At 71.9% G+C, this 16832-nt stretch carries 15 protein-coding genes and 1 riboswitch; of the genes, 8 read left to right on the top strand and 7 right to left on the bottom strand.

Annotated elements, in window-relative coordinates; translation table 11 throughout:
- Positions 1-24 precede the first annotated feature (24 nt).
- The 6 genes from ACIRJT_RS32580 to ACIRJT_RS32555 are packed head-to-tail and all read right to left on the bottom strand — an operon-like array spanning position 25 to position 6205.
- A complete protein-coding gene (locus ACIRJT_RS32580) occupies positions 25-1128 on the bottom strand; it encodes a UbiA prenyltransferase family protein (protein WP_403916386.1) in 1104 nt (367 codons plus the stop codon).
- Positions 1129-1145: 17 nt separating this feature from the next.
- Positions 1146-2192, bottom strand: coding sequence for an NAD-dependent epimerase/dehydratase family protein (locus ACIRJT_RS32575; protein ID WP_403916383.1), 1047 nt, complete (start codon positions 2190-2192; stop codon positions 1146-1148).
- Positions 2180-3628, bottom strand: coding sequence for an aspartate aminotransferase family protein (locus ACIRJT_RS32570; protein ID WP_403916380.1), 1449 nt, complete (start codon positions 3626-3628; stop codon positions 2180-2182). The genes ACIRJT_RS32575 and ACIRJT_RS32570 overlap by 13 nt, the downstream gene beginning before the upstream one ends.
- Positions 3625-4815, bottom strand: a complete 1191-nt coding sequence (locus tag ACIRJT_RS32565) for a lysylphosphatidylglycerol synthase domain-containing protein (RefSeq protein WP_403916378.1) — start codon at positions 4813-4815, stop codon at positions 3625-3627. The genes ACIRJT_RS32570 and ACIRJT_RS32565 overlap by 4 nt, the downstream gene beginning before the upstream one ends.
- Positions 4812-5840, bottom strand: a complete 1029-nt coding sequence (locus tag ACIRJT_RS32560) for a glycosyltransferase family 2 protein (RefSeq protein ID WP_403916375.1) — start codon at positions 5838-5840, stop codon at positions 4812-4814. Before ACIRJT_RS32560 ends, ACIRJT_RS32565 begins: the two co-directional genes overlap by 4 nt.
- A complete protein-coding gene (locus tag ACIRJT_RS32555) occupies positions 5810-6205 on the bottom strand; it encodes a hypothetical protein (RefSeq protein WP_403916372.1) in 396 nt (131 codons plus the stop codon). Before ACIRJT_RS32555 ends, ACIRJT_RS32560 begins: the two co-directional genes overlap by 31 nt.
- A 533-nt stretch (positions 6206-6738) precedes the next feature.
- Between ACIRJT_RS32555 and ACIRJT_RS32550 the strand changes: the two genes are divergently transcribed.
- From ACIRJT_RS32550 to ACIRJT_RS32520, 7 genes are all read left to right on the top strand, one after another.
- A complete protein-coding gene (locus tag ACIRJT_RS32550) occupies positions 6739-7731 on the top strand; it encodes a LuxR C-terminal-related transcriptional regulator (RefSeq protein WP_403916370.1) in 993 nt (330 codons plus the stop codon).
- A gap of 256 nt (positions 7732-7987) precedes the next feature.
- Positions 7988-10213, top strand: coding sequence for a carbon starvation CstA family protein (locus ACIRJT_RS32545; protein WP_403916367.1), 2226 nt, complete (start codon positions 7988-7990; stop codon positions 10211-10213).
- Positions 10210-10413 carry a YbdD/YjiX family protein gene (locus tag ACIRJT_RS32540; RefSeq protein WP_403916363.1) on the top strand — a complete coding sequence of 68 codons (204 nt, stop codon included), beginning with the start codon at positions 10210-10212 and terminating at the stop codon, positions 10411-10413. The genes ACIRJT_RS32545 and ACIRJT_RS32540 overlap by 4 nt, the downstream gene beginning before the upstream one ends.
- Before the next feature lie 135 nt (positions 10414-10548).
- Entirely contained in the window at positions 10549-11226 is a 678-nt protein-coding gene (locus ACIRJT_RS32535) for a hypothetical protein (protein WP_403916360.1), read from the top strand.
- 18 nt (positions 11227-11244) lie between these two features.
- On the top strand, positions 11245-11754 hold the full coding sequence (locus ACIRJT_RS32530) for a GNAT family N-acetyltransferase (protein WP_403916357.1): 510 nt from the start codon (positions 11245-11247) through the stop codon (positions 11752-11754).
- 52 nt (positions 11755-11806) lie between these two features.
- Positions 11807-11943: riboswitch (cobalamin riboswitch) on the top strand.
- 133 nt (positions 11944-12076) lie between these two features.
- Positions 12077-14491, top strand: a complete 2415-nt coding sequence (locus ACIRJT_RS32525; RefSeq protein WP_403916354.1) for a ribonucleoside-diphosphate reductase subunit alpha — start codon at positions 12077-12079, stop codon at positions 14489-14491.
- Positions 14491-15507 carry a ribonucleotide-diphosphate reductase subunit beta gene (locus ACIRJT_RS32520; protein WP_403916351.1) on the top strand — a complete coding sequence of 339 codons (1017 nt, stop codon included), beginning with the start codon at positions 14491-14493 and terminating at the stop codon, positions 15505-15507. Before ACIRJT_RS32525 ends, ACIRJT_RS32520 begins: the two co-directional genes overlap by 1 nt.
- Before the next feature lie 23 nt (positions 15508-15530).
- Here ACIRJT_RS32520 and ACIRJT_RS32515 read toward each other — a convergent pair whose 3' ends face one another.
- A complete protein-coding gene (locus ACIRJT_RS32515; RefSeq protein WP_403916349.1) occupies positions 15531-15746 on the bottom strand; it encodes a hypothetical protein in 216 nt (71 codons plus the stop codon).
- Between the two features lie 81 nt (positions 15747-15827).
- On the opposite strand from ACIRJT_RS32515, the gene ACIRJT_RS32510 reads away from it, so the two are divergent.
- Positions 15828-16808, top strand: coding sequence for a GlxA family transcriptional regulator (locus ACIRJT_RS32510; protein WP_403916347.1), 981 nt, complete (start codon positions 15828-15830; stop codon positions 16806-16808).
- Positions 16809-16832 lie beyond the last annotated feature (24 nt).

Here is a 16832-nt window from a genome sequence, read left to right as displayed (position 1 = left end):
CGGCGCCTTCGGGCGGTCGGTGGGTCATGCGGACGTTTGCGGGAGGAGGACGGCGAGGGCCACGAGCACCGCCCACAGCGCCGCGTTGACGAGCGTGGCGCGGTCCCGGAAGAGGACGTGGACGGGGTTGCCGCCGCCTTCCTCGACGAGGAGGAGTTGGAGGTAGCGGGCGAGGCCGAAGACGGCGCAGGGGGCGGAGAGCAGGGTGACGAGGGAGGCCCCGGCGGCGAGGGCCGCGTCGTCGCGCAGGTAGAGCACGTAACTGACGGCGGTCAGCACGGCGACCAGGACGACGAGGTGGTCGAGGAAGGCGAGCGTGTAGCCGCGCAGGGCGGGGCGGTGGGCGCGGCCGGCCGCCGTCATCTCGTGCCGGCGTTTGCCGAGCGCCAGCATCAGGCAGAGCGAGAAGACGCACAGCGCCAGCCATTCGGACATCCGGGCGCCGACGAGGAGCGACCCCTGGACGAGCCGCAGCACGAAGCCGGTCGCCACGATGAACGCGTCCACCAGCGGCACGTGTTTGAGGCCCTGGGAGTAGGCGAGGCTCAGCGCCAGGTAGAGGGCGGTGGGCCACCACTGCCAGGCGGGCCCGGCCACCGCCCAGCCGGTCAGCGACAGGGCGAGGAGGCCGGTCAGCACTCCGGCGGCGGCGGTGGACACCTGGCCGGAGGCGATCGGGCGGTGGCGTTTGACCGGGTGCAGCCGGTCCCGCTCCCGGTCGGCGAGGTCGTTGACGACGTAGACGAGCGCGGAGGCGAGGGTGAAGCCGAGGACGGCCCAGCCGGTGCGCAGGAAGGCGGCGGTCCCCCACGAGGGGGTGTCGAGCAGAGCCAGCGGGACGACGGCCAGGTTCTTCACCCACTGGCCGGGGCGCAGGAGTGCGAGGAGGTCGCGGAGCCGGTTGCGGCGGCGACGGCCCCGTACGTCGGTGGCGGTCACGCTCGTGGTCACGGTGGTGGTGGTCGTGATCGCGCCAGGGGTCACGGTCGGGGTCACGGTCAGAAGAGGCTGAAGCGGTTCTACGGAGGTGGGTTCGGGCAGGGTGGTGAGGTCGGCGGGTTCGGGTTCGGGTTCGGGCGGGACTGCCACCACGCGCACGGGCGCGGGTGAGGACCGGGTGATGTCCACGGCAGGGCTCCAGGGGATCAGAAGAAGACCTTGGCCAGGCCGAGCGCCCCTTGGCGCCACGGGTCCCGGCTGGTCCGGCCGGCTCCGGGAGCGGGTGTGCCTGCCCCCCGCTGGGTGCGCCACCACGCGTACGTGCCGAGGATGGCGTCCTGGTTGGAGAGCGCGGGACGGAAGCCGAGCCGTTCGGTGGCCCGGCCGATGTCCACGTAACTGTCGTCGAGGAGCTTGAAGAGCAGCCGGCCGTAGACCGGGGAGAGCTTGGTGCGCTCCAGCAGGCGCAGGACCGCGAGTGCCGGTGCTGCCGGCAGCGGGACCACGCGTTTGCCGTGTCCGGCCGCGTCGAGCACGACCTGGAAGTCCTCGCGCAGGGTGCCGAATTCGGCGGCTCCCAGGTTGTAGACGTCGTTCGCGATCTCGGGCGGGGCGTTCAGGGCGAGCACCACGGCGTCGACCAGGTCGGCCATGCCGAACATCTGGATGCGGACGTCGCCCCGGCCGAGGACGGGGAAGTTGCGGCGCTCCTCGGCCCATTCGAAGAGCATCGAGAAAAGGCCCATCCGGCCCGGCCCGAGGAACGTCTTGGGGCGCAGCACCGGCAGGCACATCCCGCGCGCCCGGAACTCCTCGCAGACCTCCTCGGCCTCGGCCTTCGCCCTGCTGTACGGGTCGACGGGCTCGCGCGGGTGCTCCTCCGGGGTGGGGACCCGCTTGGGCAGTCCGTAGACGGCGGTGGAGGAGATGTGCACGACCCGGTCGACCCGGGCCCGGTGCGCGGCGGTCAGGACGGTGCGGGTGCCGTCGACGGTGATGGAGCGGATCTGGTCGACGGGGTAGCTGGGCAGCGCCGCGGCGCAGTGCACCAGCGCGTGGGCCCCGTCGAAGGCGCGGGCCAGCGCCGCCGCGTCGCGGATGTCGGCGACGATGTGCCGGGCGCCGGCGGGCGGGCGGGGGTCGTCGCGCAGGTCGACGCCGACGACGTCGTGGCCGTCGGCGGCGAGCCGGGCCACCAGGTGGGATCCGAGCATGCCGGCGGCCCCGGTCACGGCGATGGTCAGGCCGCCCATCGCGACACCGCCTTGTCCTTGAGGAAGGCGGTGAGGAGCCGGTTCATACCCTTGGACAGGGTCTTGTCGAGGGCGTCGAGGAAGATCTCCACCTCGTCGGGCCCGGCGACCAGGGACGGCGCGGCCACCAGCGGGCTGCGGCCGTTGAGCGTGTAGTACATGTACACGTCGTGGTCGTGGTACATCGCGTTGACGACCGCGCAGGTGATGACCTTGGTGCGCAGCAGCGGGTCGCGGGCCAGCCCGCCGGGGGCGATCTTCGCGGCGAGGTCCAGGAGGCGGGGGCCGCCGTCGAGGAAGATCCCGTACAGCGCTCCGGCTCCGCGGACGTCCGCGATGATGTCGGGGTACTGCTTGCGCAGCCGCTCCAGGCCCGGGGCGAGGACGCGTTCGATGGCGCGGGCGCGGGCCGGATAGTCGTCCTCGACGGCGATGTTGACGGCTTCCAGCGCGGTGGCGGTCTCCTCGCCGAAGCCGTAGTAGGTGGTGCTGGTGGACTGGAGCATGGCGTCGCCGAGGCTGTCGTAGGCCTTGCGGAAGACGGGCTCGCGGGCGACGAAGGCGGAGATCGAGGACTTGCCGCCGCCGAAGGACTTCGAGGTGGTCACCACGTCCGGGACGAGTCCGGGGTAGCGCATGAAGTGGAAGAGGCTGCCGGTCTTGCCCCAGCCGGTGTAGATCTCGTCGAAGATCAGCACGATCTTCTCCGCGGTGCACAACTCCCGCAGGCCGCGCAGGAACTCCTCGGAGCACTCCGTCATCGTGGAGGCGGAGAAGGGCTCGATGAGGATCGCGTAGACGTCGCAGCGGCCCTTGGCGTCCCGGGCTCCGGCGACCGCTTCCCGTACGGAGTCGAGGTCGCCGTAGCGGAAGGCGGAGACGCCGGGGATGCCAGGGAAGGCGAAGGTGTTCTGGGCGCTGCCGGTGAGGCTGCCGGAGCCGAGCAGCTTGCCGTGGAAGCTGATGTCGGCGTGCAGGATCTGCTGCCGGCGGCCGCCGTGGTACTTGTACGCGAGTTTCACCGCGCCCTCGACGGCCTCGGCCCCCGAGTTGGGGAAGAACGAGAGGTTCAGGTCGCCGGGGAGGAGTTGGGCGAGGTTGTGGCCGAGGGCGGCGATGTAGGGCGAGAAGTAGGTCTTGTGGACCTCCATCCGGCGCTGTTCCTGGAAGCGGCGGCGGGCGGCGAGGATCCGCGGGTGGTTGTGGCCGTGGTTGAGGACACCGACGCCGCCGGTGAAGTCGAGGATGCGGCGGCCGTCGCGGGTGTGGATCCAGGATCCCTCGGCGTGGTCGACGAGTTCGCGGCCGAAGCCGAAGGAGGTCATCAGGGAGACCTGGCTCTTGTTGACGTGGGACCGGTACAGCTCGTGCACCTGGCTCGTCGACAGTTGTTCGCAGTCGTCCACGGTGAGCAGGGGGGTGGCGGCGGAGGTCATGCGGCTCCTTCCTGGAGCGCGGGTCGGGGGGTGGGCAGGGGTCCGGCGGCGCGGGCCCAGGCGAGTGCGGCGCCGGTGGCGGCCACCTCGCTGAGCACGCAGACCAGCCGGCTGGCGATGACGGCCGCGGTGGCGGCGGACAGCGGCATGACCGCGCCGAGGGGCGCGAGGAGGACGAGTTCGCGGGCGCCCCAGCCGTCGGGCAGGACGAAGGCGAGGCTTCCGGCGACGGTGGCCAGGGCGAAGCCGCCGACGCAGACCGGCAGGGAGAGCAGCGGCGGGGCGCCGAGGAGGACGGCGATCGCCCACAGGTGGAGTCCGGAGACGGCCCAGGACGCGCAGGCCCAGCCGATGGAGAGCCGCAGGGCGCGGGGCGAGCTGTCGGCGGCCCCCGCCGGGCGGCGGGCCAGCCGCATCGTCCACGCGACGAGGCGGCCCACCCAGCCGGGCCGGGCCACGGCGGCCGCGGCGAGCAGGACGAGCGGGGCGAAGACCCAGGCGCCCGTGCCGAACACGGCCGGTGCGACGAGGAGTCCGGCGGCGGCCCCGGTGGTCATCCCGATGACGAGGCCGAGGCCGAAGGCGGCGATCATCCGCTCGGGGGCGATGCCGACGGCCTTGCCGAGCTGGATGTGGGCGAGGACGCCCCAGATGCGGCCGGGGACGAATTTGCTGATGACACCGATGAAGAAGATCCGGGCGGTGTCGCTGGTGCGGGCCGTGGAGCCGCCGTCCACGACGAGGACCCGCCAGGACAGCATCGACAGGATGAGCCCGGCCGCGTTGGCGAGGAGGGCGGCGATCAGCAGGAGCACTCCCCCGGGCCGTCCGGCTGCCTCGGCCATCTCCGTACCGGCTCCGCGCAGCGAGCCGCCCACGGCGAAGGCGGTCGCCACGACGAGCACGAGGGCGGCGGCCGTGCGCAGCAACCGGGCGCGGCGGGAGGGGCGGGAGGCGGCTTCCGGCGGCGCGGACCGGGACGTACCGGGCGCGGCCTCGGGGGTGCCGGGACCGTCCTCGGGCGCCCCGGCCTCGGGCGAACCGAGAGGCGAACCGGCCCCGGCCCCGGCCCCGGAAGCCCCGGTCTCCGTTCCTGACCCGGCCCTGGGCGGCCCCGCCCCGGGCGTCCCCGCTTCGGGCGTCCCCGCCCCGGCGGCCCCGCGCTCCTGGTCCACGTCGGCGCTCACGGAGCGGCCACCGGTGCGGGCCGGTCGCGGCGGCCCCGGGCGGAGGGGCCGAAGCGGGGGTCGACCAGCCAGCGCAGCCCGCCGACCACCGCGCCGAGGACGAGCGCCAGGTGCACCGCGAAGTGCAGCGCGGTGAAGCGGAGCAGGAAGGGCCACCCCTTGCGGCGGACCACGAAGCGCGACAGCCCGACGTCCGCCAGCGCGAAGGCGAGGGCGCAGGCCAGCGGCACGGCGAGCAGCCAGGGGGTGAGCAGCGCGAGCGGGAGGGTGAGCGGGACCAGGCCGGCGGCCAGGACGCCGCCGGTGCGGTTGGCGCGCAGTCCGCCGCCGCGCCGGCGCTCGACGGCGGCTACGGGGACGAGGAGTTGGGAGCGTCGGTACTGCTCGGCGAGCATCGGCAGCAGCCGGTCCACGTCGTCGTGACGGCCGGTCACCCGCTCGCTGAGGCGGATGCGGTGGGTGGCGGCGAGGCGGTCGCTGTACTCGACGTCCTCGGAGTCGCGGAGGTTCTCGTCGAAGGGCCCGGTCGCCTCGAAGACGCGGCGCTCGATCGCGGCGAGCGCGAAGAAGGCGGTGCCGACGACTCCGGCGCTGCGGTGTCGCCAGAAGTGCGCGTGCAGGCAGTGGTAGACCTCCACCGGGCCGTCGTCGAAGAGCGGTTCGGGGTCCAGGACGCCGTGGACGCAGCCGGTCCCCGGGTCGCCCATGAGCAGGTCTACGGCGTTCTCGATCGCGTCGGGGGCCAGCGCGATGTCGGAGTCGAGGAAGAACAGCACCTGACCGGCGGACTCGGCGACACCGAGGTTGCGGGCGGCGGAGACCCCTCCGTTGTCCGGGCGGGCGACGAGGACGCAGGGGAACTCCCGGGCGATGTCGCGCGAGCGGTCGGTGCTGGCGTCGTCCACGACGACCACGTCGAACGGACGCAGGGTCTGGGCGTAGACGGACTCCAGGCAGGCCCGCAAGGTCTTCTCGTAGTTGTGGTTGGGGATGATCACCGACACGGTGGGGCGCTCCCGTGGCATGGCGGGTCCGGTCCTTTCGGTTCGGGGGGTCGGTGCCGGTCCGGGCGGCCCGAGACACCTCCCAGCGCCGCGGGACGCCAGTCGAGCGAGGCGGGCCGGGCGGCGTTCAGGGTGGCCAGGAGGTAGTCCAGTGCGGCCAGTTCGGCGTGGACGGGGTCGGGGCTCTCCATGTAGAGCGCGGCGCGGACCGAGCCGTCCGGGCTCTCTGCGACGTACACATGGACCGGGCCAGGAGGGTGCGGACCGGCGCTCCGGGAGCTCGCGCGGACGTGGCGGGTGCGCAGCGACCGGGCCAGCTCCCGGGCCGTCCACCGGTCGGGGCGCGGGGGTTCGGTGCGCACGAGGAGCGCGGTCACCAGGAACACGGAGATGTCCCGTCGGCCATGGTCACCCCCAGGAGAAGCCGCCCCGGCCCGAGGCGGCGAACGCGGTCGCCGTCCCCGCGGCGACGGCGACGGCCGGCGGGAGGCGAAGGGCAGGAAAAGGGAACGCCCGCATGGCGGAACTCCTCGGAAAGTAGCGGTGTGTGAATGCCTTGTGACGGCCTGATCCTGTCGCCATCGCCTCTCCGGAAGCCACGGTCTCCGGGTGGCCGGGAGTTGCGGGGCAGCAGGCTGCCAGCCTCACGGGTGGCCGTACGGGGCCCGCTGCCTGGGGCGATGCGGTGGTGGCAGGTAACTGCCAGACATCTTGCGGCCGTTCGTGCCGCCGCCCGGTGTCCGACCGGACCGCCGCCGGGCCTCGGCTTTTTGGCCACCCGCGGCCTCTCGGGATCCATCCATCCCGTGGACCTGGTCTATACCTTCACAACGCCTCGGCCCTACACTCGCGCCCGGTGCTGAAGTGGCGTCCCGTACTGGCGTGCGAGGACGGCGTGACATCTGCGGGGGAGCCAGAGATGTTAGAGGTACTGGGGCTGGACGCGCGGACGGAGCTGGTCTACCGGCTCGTCCTGGAGGAGCCCGAGCTGCGACTGGACGAGATCGTGGCGCGGCTCGGGCGGAGCGAGGACGATGTGCGCCGGGCTCTGGACCAACTGGCCGAGCTGTGCCTGCTGGACGACGGCCCTCGCGGTACGGAACAGGGCCCGCCGGTCTTCCGCGCGCTGGACCCGGCCGCCAGCCTGCCGTTCCTCCTGTCCCGCCGGGAGGCCGAACTGGCCAGGCAGCAGCGGGGGCTGGAGGTCGCGCGGGACGCGATGTCGGCCCTGACGACGGACCGGGGGCAGCGGGCCGGCGGGGGCTTCGACGTCATCAAGCGGCTGGTGGGGCTCGACGCGGTGCGCGAGCGGCTGACCGAACTGGCCGAGCTGGCCAGGACGGAGTGCCTCTCGCTGCTGCCGGGTGGCGCGCAGTCCCCGGACACGCTGGAGGCCAGCGGGCCGCTGGACCGGCGGGCGCTGGAACGCGGGGTGCGGCTCCGCAGCATCTATCAGGACAGCTTCCGCAACGATCCGTCGACCCTGCGCTATGTGAACCGGCTGGGCCTGCTCGGCGCGGAGAGCCGTACGCTGCCCAGCCTGCCGCTGGTCATGGTCGTGGTCGACGGGGAGGTCGCCCTGGTGCCACTGGACCCCGACGACGGCCGGGCGGGCGCGCTGGAGTTGCGGAGCAAGGGGGCCGTCGCGGTGGCCCGTCTCCTGTTCGAGCAGTTGTGGGCCGCCGCCACTCCGCTCGGCTCGGCTCCCCGGCGCGACGGCAACGGGCTGACCCCGCAGGAGGACGAGTTGCTGTCCCTGCTGGCGAAGGGGCACACGGACGCGACCGTCGCCCGCCGGCTGGGGGTGTCGCTGCGCACGGTGCGCCGGATGAACGCGGAACTGACGGCCCGGATGCAGGCCCGCAGCAGGTTCCAGGCGGGAGCGGAGGCGGCGCGCCGGGGCTGGGTCTGACCGGCGCGGGACCGTCCCGTAACCACTGATCCGACCGGACGCGGGACCGCCGCCCGCCCGGTCGGCCCGACCGGGCGTCGGCCCTTCCCACGCCGGTCACGACCGGGGTGAACCGAATCGGCGCCGCATTCGTGCCCCGTTGCGATACATCACCGTTGCCGGACCGCAATGCGGACAGGGGGTGACGCTGGGCGGACGTGTCCCCTAGATTTCCTGCCCATTGCACCGGTGATCAGCGAGGGGACGGAGTCACCACATGGCGGAAACGCCCACACCAGCACCATCGGCACCGCAGGCGCCGGGGAGACGGGGCATCTCGCCCAGGTCCATCGTGATCTGGAGCCTCGTCGCCCTGGTCGGCGCCATCGGCTGGGCCACCCTCGCGCTCTCGCGCGGTGAGGAGGTGTCCGCCGCCTGGATGCTGGCAGCGGCCCTCGGCTCGTACGCCATCGCGTACCGCTTCTACTCCCGGTTCATCGCGAACAGGGTCCTGAAGGCCGACAAGAACCGCGCGACCCCCGCCGAACGGCTGGACAACGGTGTCGACTTCCATCCCACCGACCGCCGGGTCCTGTTCGGCCACCACTTCGCCGCCATCGCCGGGGCGGGCCCCCTGGTCGGCCCGGTGCTCGCCGCGCAGATGGGGTATCTGCCCGGCACGATCTGGCTCGTCGTCGGCGTCATCTTCGCCGGCGCCGTCCAGGACATGGTGACGCTCTTCTTCTCCACCCGCCGCAACGGCCGTTCGCTCGGTCAGATGGCGCGCGACGAGATCGGCCCGGTCGGCGGGATCGCCGCTCTGGTCGCGGTCTTCATCATCATGATCATCCTGCTCGCGGTCCTCGCGCTGGTCATCGTGAACGCGCTCGCCCATTCGCCGTGGGGCGTCTTCTCCATCGGCATGACGATCCCGATCGCCCTCTTCATGGGCGTCTATCTGCGCACCCTGCGGCCGGGCAAGGTCAGCGAGGTCTCCTTCATCGGCGTCGCGCTGCTGCTCCTCGCGATCGTCTCGGGCGGCTGGGTCGCCGAGTCGTCGTGGGCGGACTTCTTCACGCTGGAGCCGGCCACGCTGGTGATCTGGATGATCGTGTACGGGTTCTTCGCCTCGGTGCTCCCGGTGTGGCTGCTGCTGGCCCCGCGCGACTACCTCTCCACCTTCATGAAGGTCGGCACGATCGGGCTGCTGGCCCTGGGCGTGGTCGTCGCCCTGCCGACGCTGAAGATGCCCGCGGTCACCGACTTCGCCTCCAGCGGCTCGGGCCCGGTCTTCGCCGGCTCGATGTTCCCGTTCGTCTTCATCACCATCGCCTGCGGCGCGCTCTCCGGCTTCCACTCCCTGGTCTCCTCCGGCACCACGCCGAAGATGGTCCAGAAGGAGACGCAGATCCGGATGATCGGCTACGGCGCCATGCTGGTCGAGTCGTTCGTGGCGATCATGGCGATGATCGCCGCCTGCATCATCGACCCCGGGCTCTACTTCGCCATCAACGCACCCGTCGGCGTGATCGGCGACAGTGTCCAGTCCGCCTCCCAGGCCGTGGCCAACTTCGGCTTCACCATCACGCCGGACGCGCTGGCCCAGGCCGCCAAGGACGTCGAGGAGGCGAGCCTGCTCTCCCGGACCGGTGGCGCGCCCACGTTCGCGCTCGGCATGGCGGAGATCTTCTCCGCGGTGGTCGGCGGGACCGCGATGAAGGCGTTCTGGTACCACTTCGCCATCATGTTCGAGGCGCTCTTCATCCTCACCACGGTGGACGCCGGCACCCGCGTCGGGCGCTTCATGCTCCAGGACATGCTGGGCAACGTCTACAAGCCGTTCCGCGAGGTCAGCTGGAAGCCGGGCGTCTGGTTCGCCAGCGCCGTCGTGGTCGGCGGCTGGGGCTACTTCCTCTGGGTCGGCGTGCACGACCCGCTGGGCGGCATCAACCAGCTGTTCCCGCTCTTCGGCATCGCCAACCAGCTGCTGGCGGCCGTCGCGCTGGCCGTCTGCACCACCCTGCTCGTCAAGTCCGGCCGCCTGAAGTGGGCGTGGGTCACCGCGGTCCCGCTCGCCTGGGACGTGGCGGTCACCCTCACCGCGAGCTGGCAGAAGATCTTCTCCGACGACGTCAAGGTCGGCTTCTTCGCCCAGCGCGACAAGTACCAGGCGGGCATCGACGCGGGCGAGGTGCTGGCCCCCGCGAAGAGCATGGACGACATGCGGACCGTCGTCACCAACTCCACCGTCGACGGGGTACTGAGCGCGCTCTTCGCGCTCCTCATCATCGTGGTGCTCGTGGACGCCGGGCGGGTCTGTTACAAGGCCATCCGCGACCCGGAGAGCGTCAAGCTCCACGAGACGCCGTACGTCGAGTCCAAGCTCGTCGCCCCGGCCTCACTCTTCGCGACCAAGGAGGAGAAGGCCGAACTGGTCGCCGCCGGCGTCGGCCCCGAGGGCGGCATCCGCAAGGAGGAGGCGGAGACGGGGAGCCGGACATGACGGTCGCGGAGGTACGCCGCGTGGCCGGACGAATCCGCTGGTACGTCCGTGAGCTGACCGGCGAGTCCACGTACGACCGCTATGTGGCGCACGCGAGGACCCACGATCCGGACACCCCGGTGATGACCCGTCGCGCCTTCGAACGCAGCCGCATGGACGCCCGCGAGGCGGATCCCCGCGAGGGCTTCCGCTGCTGCTGAGCACCACCACCCGGCGATCGGGGCCGCCGCACCCCTTCCAGAGGCGCGGCGGCCCCTTTTCACGCCCTCGCACGAGCCCGGGCGCCGCTCGTTTTCCCGGTGCGCGAAGCCCTCACCGTACGAAAGGATGTGCCCATGACTTCGTATGCCCGGCCGCCCCGGCTCCGTCCCGTACTCACGGCCCTGGCGCTGACGCTGGCCCTGGCGGCGGCGACGGGCTGCGGCACCGAGGTGGCGCCCGACGCGGAGGCGGCGCAGGGCGGATCGGCGGAGCCGGCGCCCGACCGGGCGGAGCTGGAGGCGCGGGCGCTGGCCGTGCAGACCGTCGCGGAGCACGTGTGGGTGACCCAGGTCCCGGGGTACGCCCTGGCTCGCCAGTCGGTCGGGGTGGTCGGCGACGACGGGTTCGGCAGCGTCTACACCACGCCTGACGGCGGGCAGCTCCACCTGCGGGTGGAGCGCCGGGCGCACGCCGGGGCCGACTGCACGAAGGACCCCGCGCCCGCCGGCGGACAGGAGCCCCTGGTGACCTGTGAGCGGGACGGCGAACAGTGGTACCGGGCCACGGAGTCGGGCCACGCGTACGCCTGGGAACAGGGCGGGCTGGTGGTCACCGTGAGCGGGGCGCCCGAAGAGGTGGACCGGGCGACGCTGCGGTCGGCGGCGCGGGCCGCCCACCGCGCCGACGACCACGAGCTGGACCAGGTGCTGCCGCCGGCCGACGACGCCCCCGGGCAGCCGCCGGTCGAGCGCGGTGATCTGCCGCCGGTGGGCGACGGCGCCCCGAACAACGACGTGGGAGCGAGTGGCTGACATGGGAGCGAGTGGCTGATGGATCTGACGATCAGGGCGGCGGAGCCCGACGAGTACGCCGTCCTCGGCGAGATCATCGCCGAGGCGTATCTCGGCGACGATCTGCTGGACGGCCCGCGGGACCCGTATCTGCTCAAGCTGCGGGCGGTGGAGCAACGGGCGGCCGAGGCCGAGGTCCTCGTCGCGCTCGACGCGCACGGGGCGGTGCTCGGCGGTGTGACCTATGCCGCACCCGGCACGTCGTGGCGCGACATCGCGGGCCCGGACGAGGCCGAGTTCCGGATGCTCGCGGTGGCCCGCGAGGGGCGTGGACGGGGCGTGGGAGAGGCTCTCGTGCGGGCGTGCGTCGAGCGCGCCCGGTCCACCGAGGGCGTGCGGGCGCTGGCCCTGTCGACGCAGCCGGCCATGCTCGGAGCCCATAGGATCTACCGTCGGCTCGGCTTCGCGCGGACCCCCGAACGGGACTGGGAACCGGTGCCGGGGCTGCGGCTCCTGACCTTCCGGCTGGAGCTGGGAGCGCCCTCCTGAGGGGTGTGTTGAATCGTCGCGACACAACATGTGGGGGCCGCTTCATCCGGCGGCCCCCACATGTATGCTCGACCTCGCTGTCGCCGCAGGGGAATCCGGTGCGAATCCGGAACTGTCCCGCAACGGTGTGATCGGTGTGCTTTTGCACACCCGCAAGTCCGAAGACCTGTCGACAGCGCGTCCGGCTCGACCGAACCGGACGCCAGACGTCCGGGCCTCGCGGATAGGCCGGTGGACGCCGTCGCTGTGCTGCCCTGCCCCGGGTTTCGCGCTGCCCGGCTCCCCGCCTTCCGCCGGCCCCTGCCGAGCGAGGGAAAGCCCCGTGACCATCGCGCCCGCCGATCCGGTTTCAGCCACCGAATCCGCTGCCTCCACCACGTCCGGAACAGGCACGAACGACGGACCCGGGACCGCTTTGCTGCGGACCCTGACCGACCTCACCGTCGATCTTCCCGACACCGACCCCGGACGGGTCGCCGCCGCCGCGCTGCGCGGACGCAACGCCCGCTCCGACGAGGCCGAACTGCGCTCGCTGGCCACCGAGGCCGCCGCGGGGCTCATCTCCGAGGACCCGGCGTACTCCCGGCTGGCCGCCCGGCTGCTGACCCGCACGATCGCCGACGAGGCCGCGGGCCAGGGCGCGACGTCCTTCTCCGCCTCGGTCGCCGTGGGCCATCGCGAGGGCCTGATCGCGGACCGCACCGCCGCCTTCGTCGCGCTCCACGCGGCCTCCCTCGACCGGCTCGTCGAGCAGGCCCTGGCGGACGGCGCCGACGACCGCTTCGGCTACTTCGGTCTGCGCACGCTGCACAGCCGCTACCTGCTGCGCCACCCGATCACCCGGCAGGTCATCGAGACCCCGCAGCACTTCATGCTGCGCGTGGCCGCGGGCCTCGCCGAGGACGAGTCGGTGCGGGCGCTGGACGAGGTCGCCTCGCTGTACGGGCTGATGAGCCGGCTGGACTACCTCCCCTCCTCCCCCACGCTCTTCAACTCCGGCACCCGGCACCCGCAGATGTCCTCCTGCTATCTGCTGGACTCCCCGAAGGACGAGCTGGACTCGATCTACGACCGCTACCACCAGGTGGCGCGGCTCTCCAAGCACGCGGGCGGCATCGGTCTGTCGTACTCCCGCATCCGCGCCCGGGGTTCGCTGATCCGGGGCACCAACGGGCACTCGAACGGCATCGTGCCGTTCCTGAAGACGCTGGACGCCTCCGTGGCGGCGGTGAACCAGGGCGGCCGGCGCAAGGGCGCGGCGGCGGTCTACCTGGAGACCTGGCACGCGGACATCGAGGAGTTCCTGGAGCTCCGCGACAACACGGGCGAGGACCAGCGGCGTACGCACAACCTCAACCTGGCCCACTGGATCCCGGACGAGTTCATGCGCCGGGTCGACGCGGACACGCAGTGGTCGCTGTTCTCCCCCGCCGACGTGCCCGAGCTGGTCGACCTGTGGGGCGACGCGTTCGACGCGGCCTACCGGGCGGCCGAGGCCAAGGGGCTGGCCCGCAGGACGATTCCGGCGCGTGAGCTGTACGGCCGGATGATGCGGACCCTGGCGCAGACCGGCCAGGGCTGGATGACGTTCAAGGACGCCTCCAACCGGACCGCGAACCAGACCGCCGAGCCGGGCCGGGTCGTGCACTCCTCCAACCTGTGCACGGAGATCCTCGAAGTCACGGACGACGGCGAGACGGCCGTCTGCAACCTGGGTTCGGTCAACCTGGGCGCGTTCGTGGCGGACGGCTCGATCGACTGGGACCGGCTGGACGCCACGGTGCGGACCGCCGTGACCTTCCTGGACCGGGTCGTCGACATCAACTTCTACCCGACCGAGCAGGCCGGGCGCTCCAACTCCCGCTGGCGGCCGGTCGGCCTGGGCGCGATGGGCCTCCAGGACGTCTTCTTCCAGCTGCGCCTGCCGTTCGACTCGCCGCAGGCCCGCGCGCTCTCCACCAAGATCTCCGAGCGCATCATGCTGGCCGCGTACGAGGCGTCCTGCGACCTCGCGGAGCGGTCGGGACCGCTGCCCGCCTGGTCCGAGACCCGGGCCGCGCGCGGTGTGCTGCACCCCGACCACTACGACACCGAGCTGAACTGGCCGGAGCGCTGGGACGCCCTGCGCGCCCGGGTCGCGAAGACCGGCATGCGCAACTCGCTGCTGCTGGCCATCGCGCCGACCGCCACGATCGCCTCGATCGCGGGGGTGTACGAGTGCATCGAGCCGCAGGTCTCCAACCTGTTCAAGCGCGAGACGCTCAGCGGCGAGTTCCTCCAGGTCAACGCCTATCTGGTGGACGAGCTGAAGAAGCTCGGCGTGTGGGACTCCCGCACCCGTGAGGCGCTGCGCGAGGCGAGCGGCTCCGTGCAGGGCTTCGCCTGGATCCCCGAGGACGTGCGGGCGCTGTACCGCACGGCGTGGGAGATCCCGCAGCGCGGCCTGATCGACATGGCCGCGGCCCGCACGCCGTTCCTCGACCAGAGCCAGTCGCTCAACCTGTTCCTGGAGACGCCGACGATCGGCAAGCTCTCCTCGATGTACGCGTACGCCTGGAAGCAGGGGCTGAAGACGACGTACTACCTGCGTTCGCGCCCGGCGACCCGGATCGCCCGTGCGGCGTCCGGCCAGGCGTCGGCCGCCGCCCCCATTCCCGTACAGCAGGCCTCGGCTCCCGACGCGGACGCCATCGCCTGCTCCCTGGAAAACCCCGAGTCCTGCGAGGCCTGCCAGTAATGAGCACCAACGACACCAAGAACCTGCTCGACCCGGGCTTCGAGCTGACCCTGCGTCCCATGCGCTACCCGGACTTCTACGAGCGCTACCGGGACGCGATCAAGAACACCTGGACCGTGGAGGAGGTCGACCTCCACTCGGACGTCTCCGACCTCGCGAAGCTGTCACCGGGTGAGCAGCACATGATCGGCCGGCTGGTGGCGTTCTTCGCGACCGGTGACTCGATCGTCTCCAACAACCTCGTGCTGACGTTGTACAAGCACATCAACTCCCCCGAGGCGCGGCTGTACCTGTCGCGGCAGCTCTTCGAGGAGGCCGTGCACGTCCAGTTCTATCTGACGCTGCTGGACACCTACCTGCCCGACCCGGACGACCGGGCCGCCGCGTTCGACGCGGTCGAGGAGATCCCCTCGATCCGTGAGAAGGCGCAGTTCTGCTTCAAGTGGATGGACTCGGTCGAGAAGATCGACCGGCTGGAGACGAAGGCCGACCGCCGCCGCTTCCTGCTGAACCTGATCTGCTTCGCGGCCTGCATCGAGGGGCTGTTCTTCTACGGCGCGTTCGCGTACGTGTACTGGTTCCGCTCGCGCGGTCTGCTGCACGGTCTCGCCACGGGCACCAACTGGGTGTTCCGTGACGAGACGATGCACATGAACTTCGCGTTCGAGGTCGTGGACACCGTCCGCAAGGAGGAGCCGGAGCTCTTCGACGACGCGCTCCAGCAGCAGGTCACCGACATGCTGCGGGAAGCGGTCGAGGCGGAGCTGCAGTTCGGCCGCGACCTGTGCGGCGAGGGTCTGCCGGGCATGAACACCGAGTCGATGCGCCAGTACCTGGAGTGCGTCGCCGACCAGCGGCTCGCCCGTCTCGGCTTCCCGACGGTGTACGGCTCGGAGAACCCGTTCTCCTTCATGGAGCTCCAGGGCGTCCAGGAGCTGACGAACTTCTTCGAGCGCCGCCCGTCCGCCTACCAGGTGGCCGTCGAGGGCTCGGTCGGGTTCGACGACGACTTCTAGATTCTTCGGACCCGAGGGGTTCCTCAGACCCTGGCCCAACTTCTGAGGTGAGGGCGCCGCGCGGCCGGGACCGGTCGCGCGGCGCTCTCCGTTTCCGGGGGTCCGGCCGCCCGCCGCCCGCGTTCCGCCTCCCGCAGCTGGCGGTCGATGCGGCGTTCGCGGGCGACGCCGAGGGCCACGGGCGCGAGGACGAGGGCGAAAAGTACCGCTACGGCCAGGTAGTTCAGGAATGTGTTCATGTCTCTACTCTGGACCGCCGGAGCGAGAATCATCAGTGGCAGGACTGCCATGAGACATCAAATAGCTGCCACACTCACACCATGCTGACCAATGTCGCCGCCCTCCTCCTCGACGAGGTCCACCCCTTCGAACTCGGCGTCCTGTGCGAGGTGTTCGGCCTGGACCGCAGCGAGGAAGGCCTGCCGGTGCACGACTTCGCGGTGGTCTCCGCCGAGGGCTCCGTCCTGAACACCCACGCGGGCTTCACCATCTCCACGCCGCACGGCCTGGAGCGGCTGGAGGCGGCCGACCTCATCGCCGTGCCGGCGGGCAGCCACTTCATGCGGCGGGAGTATCCCGAGGAGGTGCTCGACGCCCTGCGCCGGGCCGTCGCGCGCGGCTCACGGGTGCTGAGCGTCTGTTCGGGGGCGTACGTCCTGGGCGCGGCAGGGCTGCTGGACGGCCGCCGCTGCACCACGCACTGGCAGCACGCGGCGGCGCTGTCGCGGCGCTTCCCGAAGGCGATCGTCGAGCCGGACGTGCTGTACGTGGACGAGGGCGCGGTGATCACTTCGGCGGGCACCGCCGCCGGGATCGACGCGTGTCTGCATCTGGTCCGGCAGGAGTACGGCCAGGAGGCGGCCAACACCCTCGCCCGGCGCATGGTGGTGCCGCCGCACCGGGACGGCGGGCAGGCGCAGTACATCAGCCGCCCGCTGCCCCGGAACGCCTGCGACACGGTCGGCTCGACCCTGGCGTGGATGGAGCAGCACCTCGACCAGGAGATGAGCGTGGAGCAGCTGGCGGCGCTGACGCACATGTCGCCGCGCACCTTCGCCCGGCGGTTCCAGCAGGAGACCGGGACCACGCCGTACCGCTGGCTGCTGCGGCAGCGGGTGCTGCTGGCCCAGCATCTGCTGGAGACGTCCGACCTGACGGTCGACACGATCGCGGGGCGGACGGGCTTCGGTACGGCGGCGACCCTGCGACACCAGTTCGTGCGGTCACTGGGCACCACGCCGAACACCTATCGCCGCACCTTCCGGGGCCCGGCGACCGCGGCCGTGCCCGACGTGGCCTGAGCGCCGCCGGGCACGGTCACCGAC

Origin of the sequence: Streptomyces sp. NPDC102283, assembly GCF_044766265.1 — a bacterium.
GTDB lineage: Bacteria > Actinomycetota > Actinomycetes > Streptomycetales > Streptomycetaceae > Streptomyces.
This window is presented reverse-complemented; position numbering and strand designations above follow the sequence as displayed.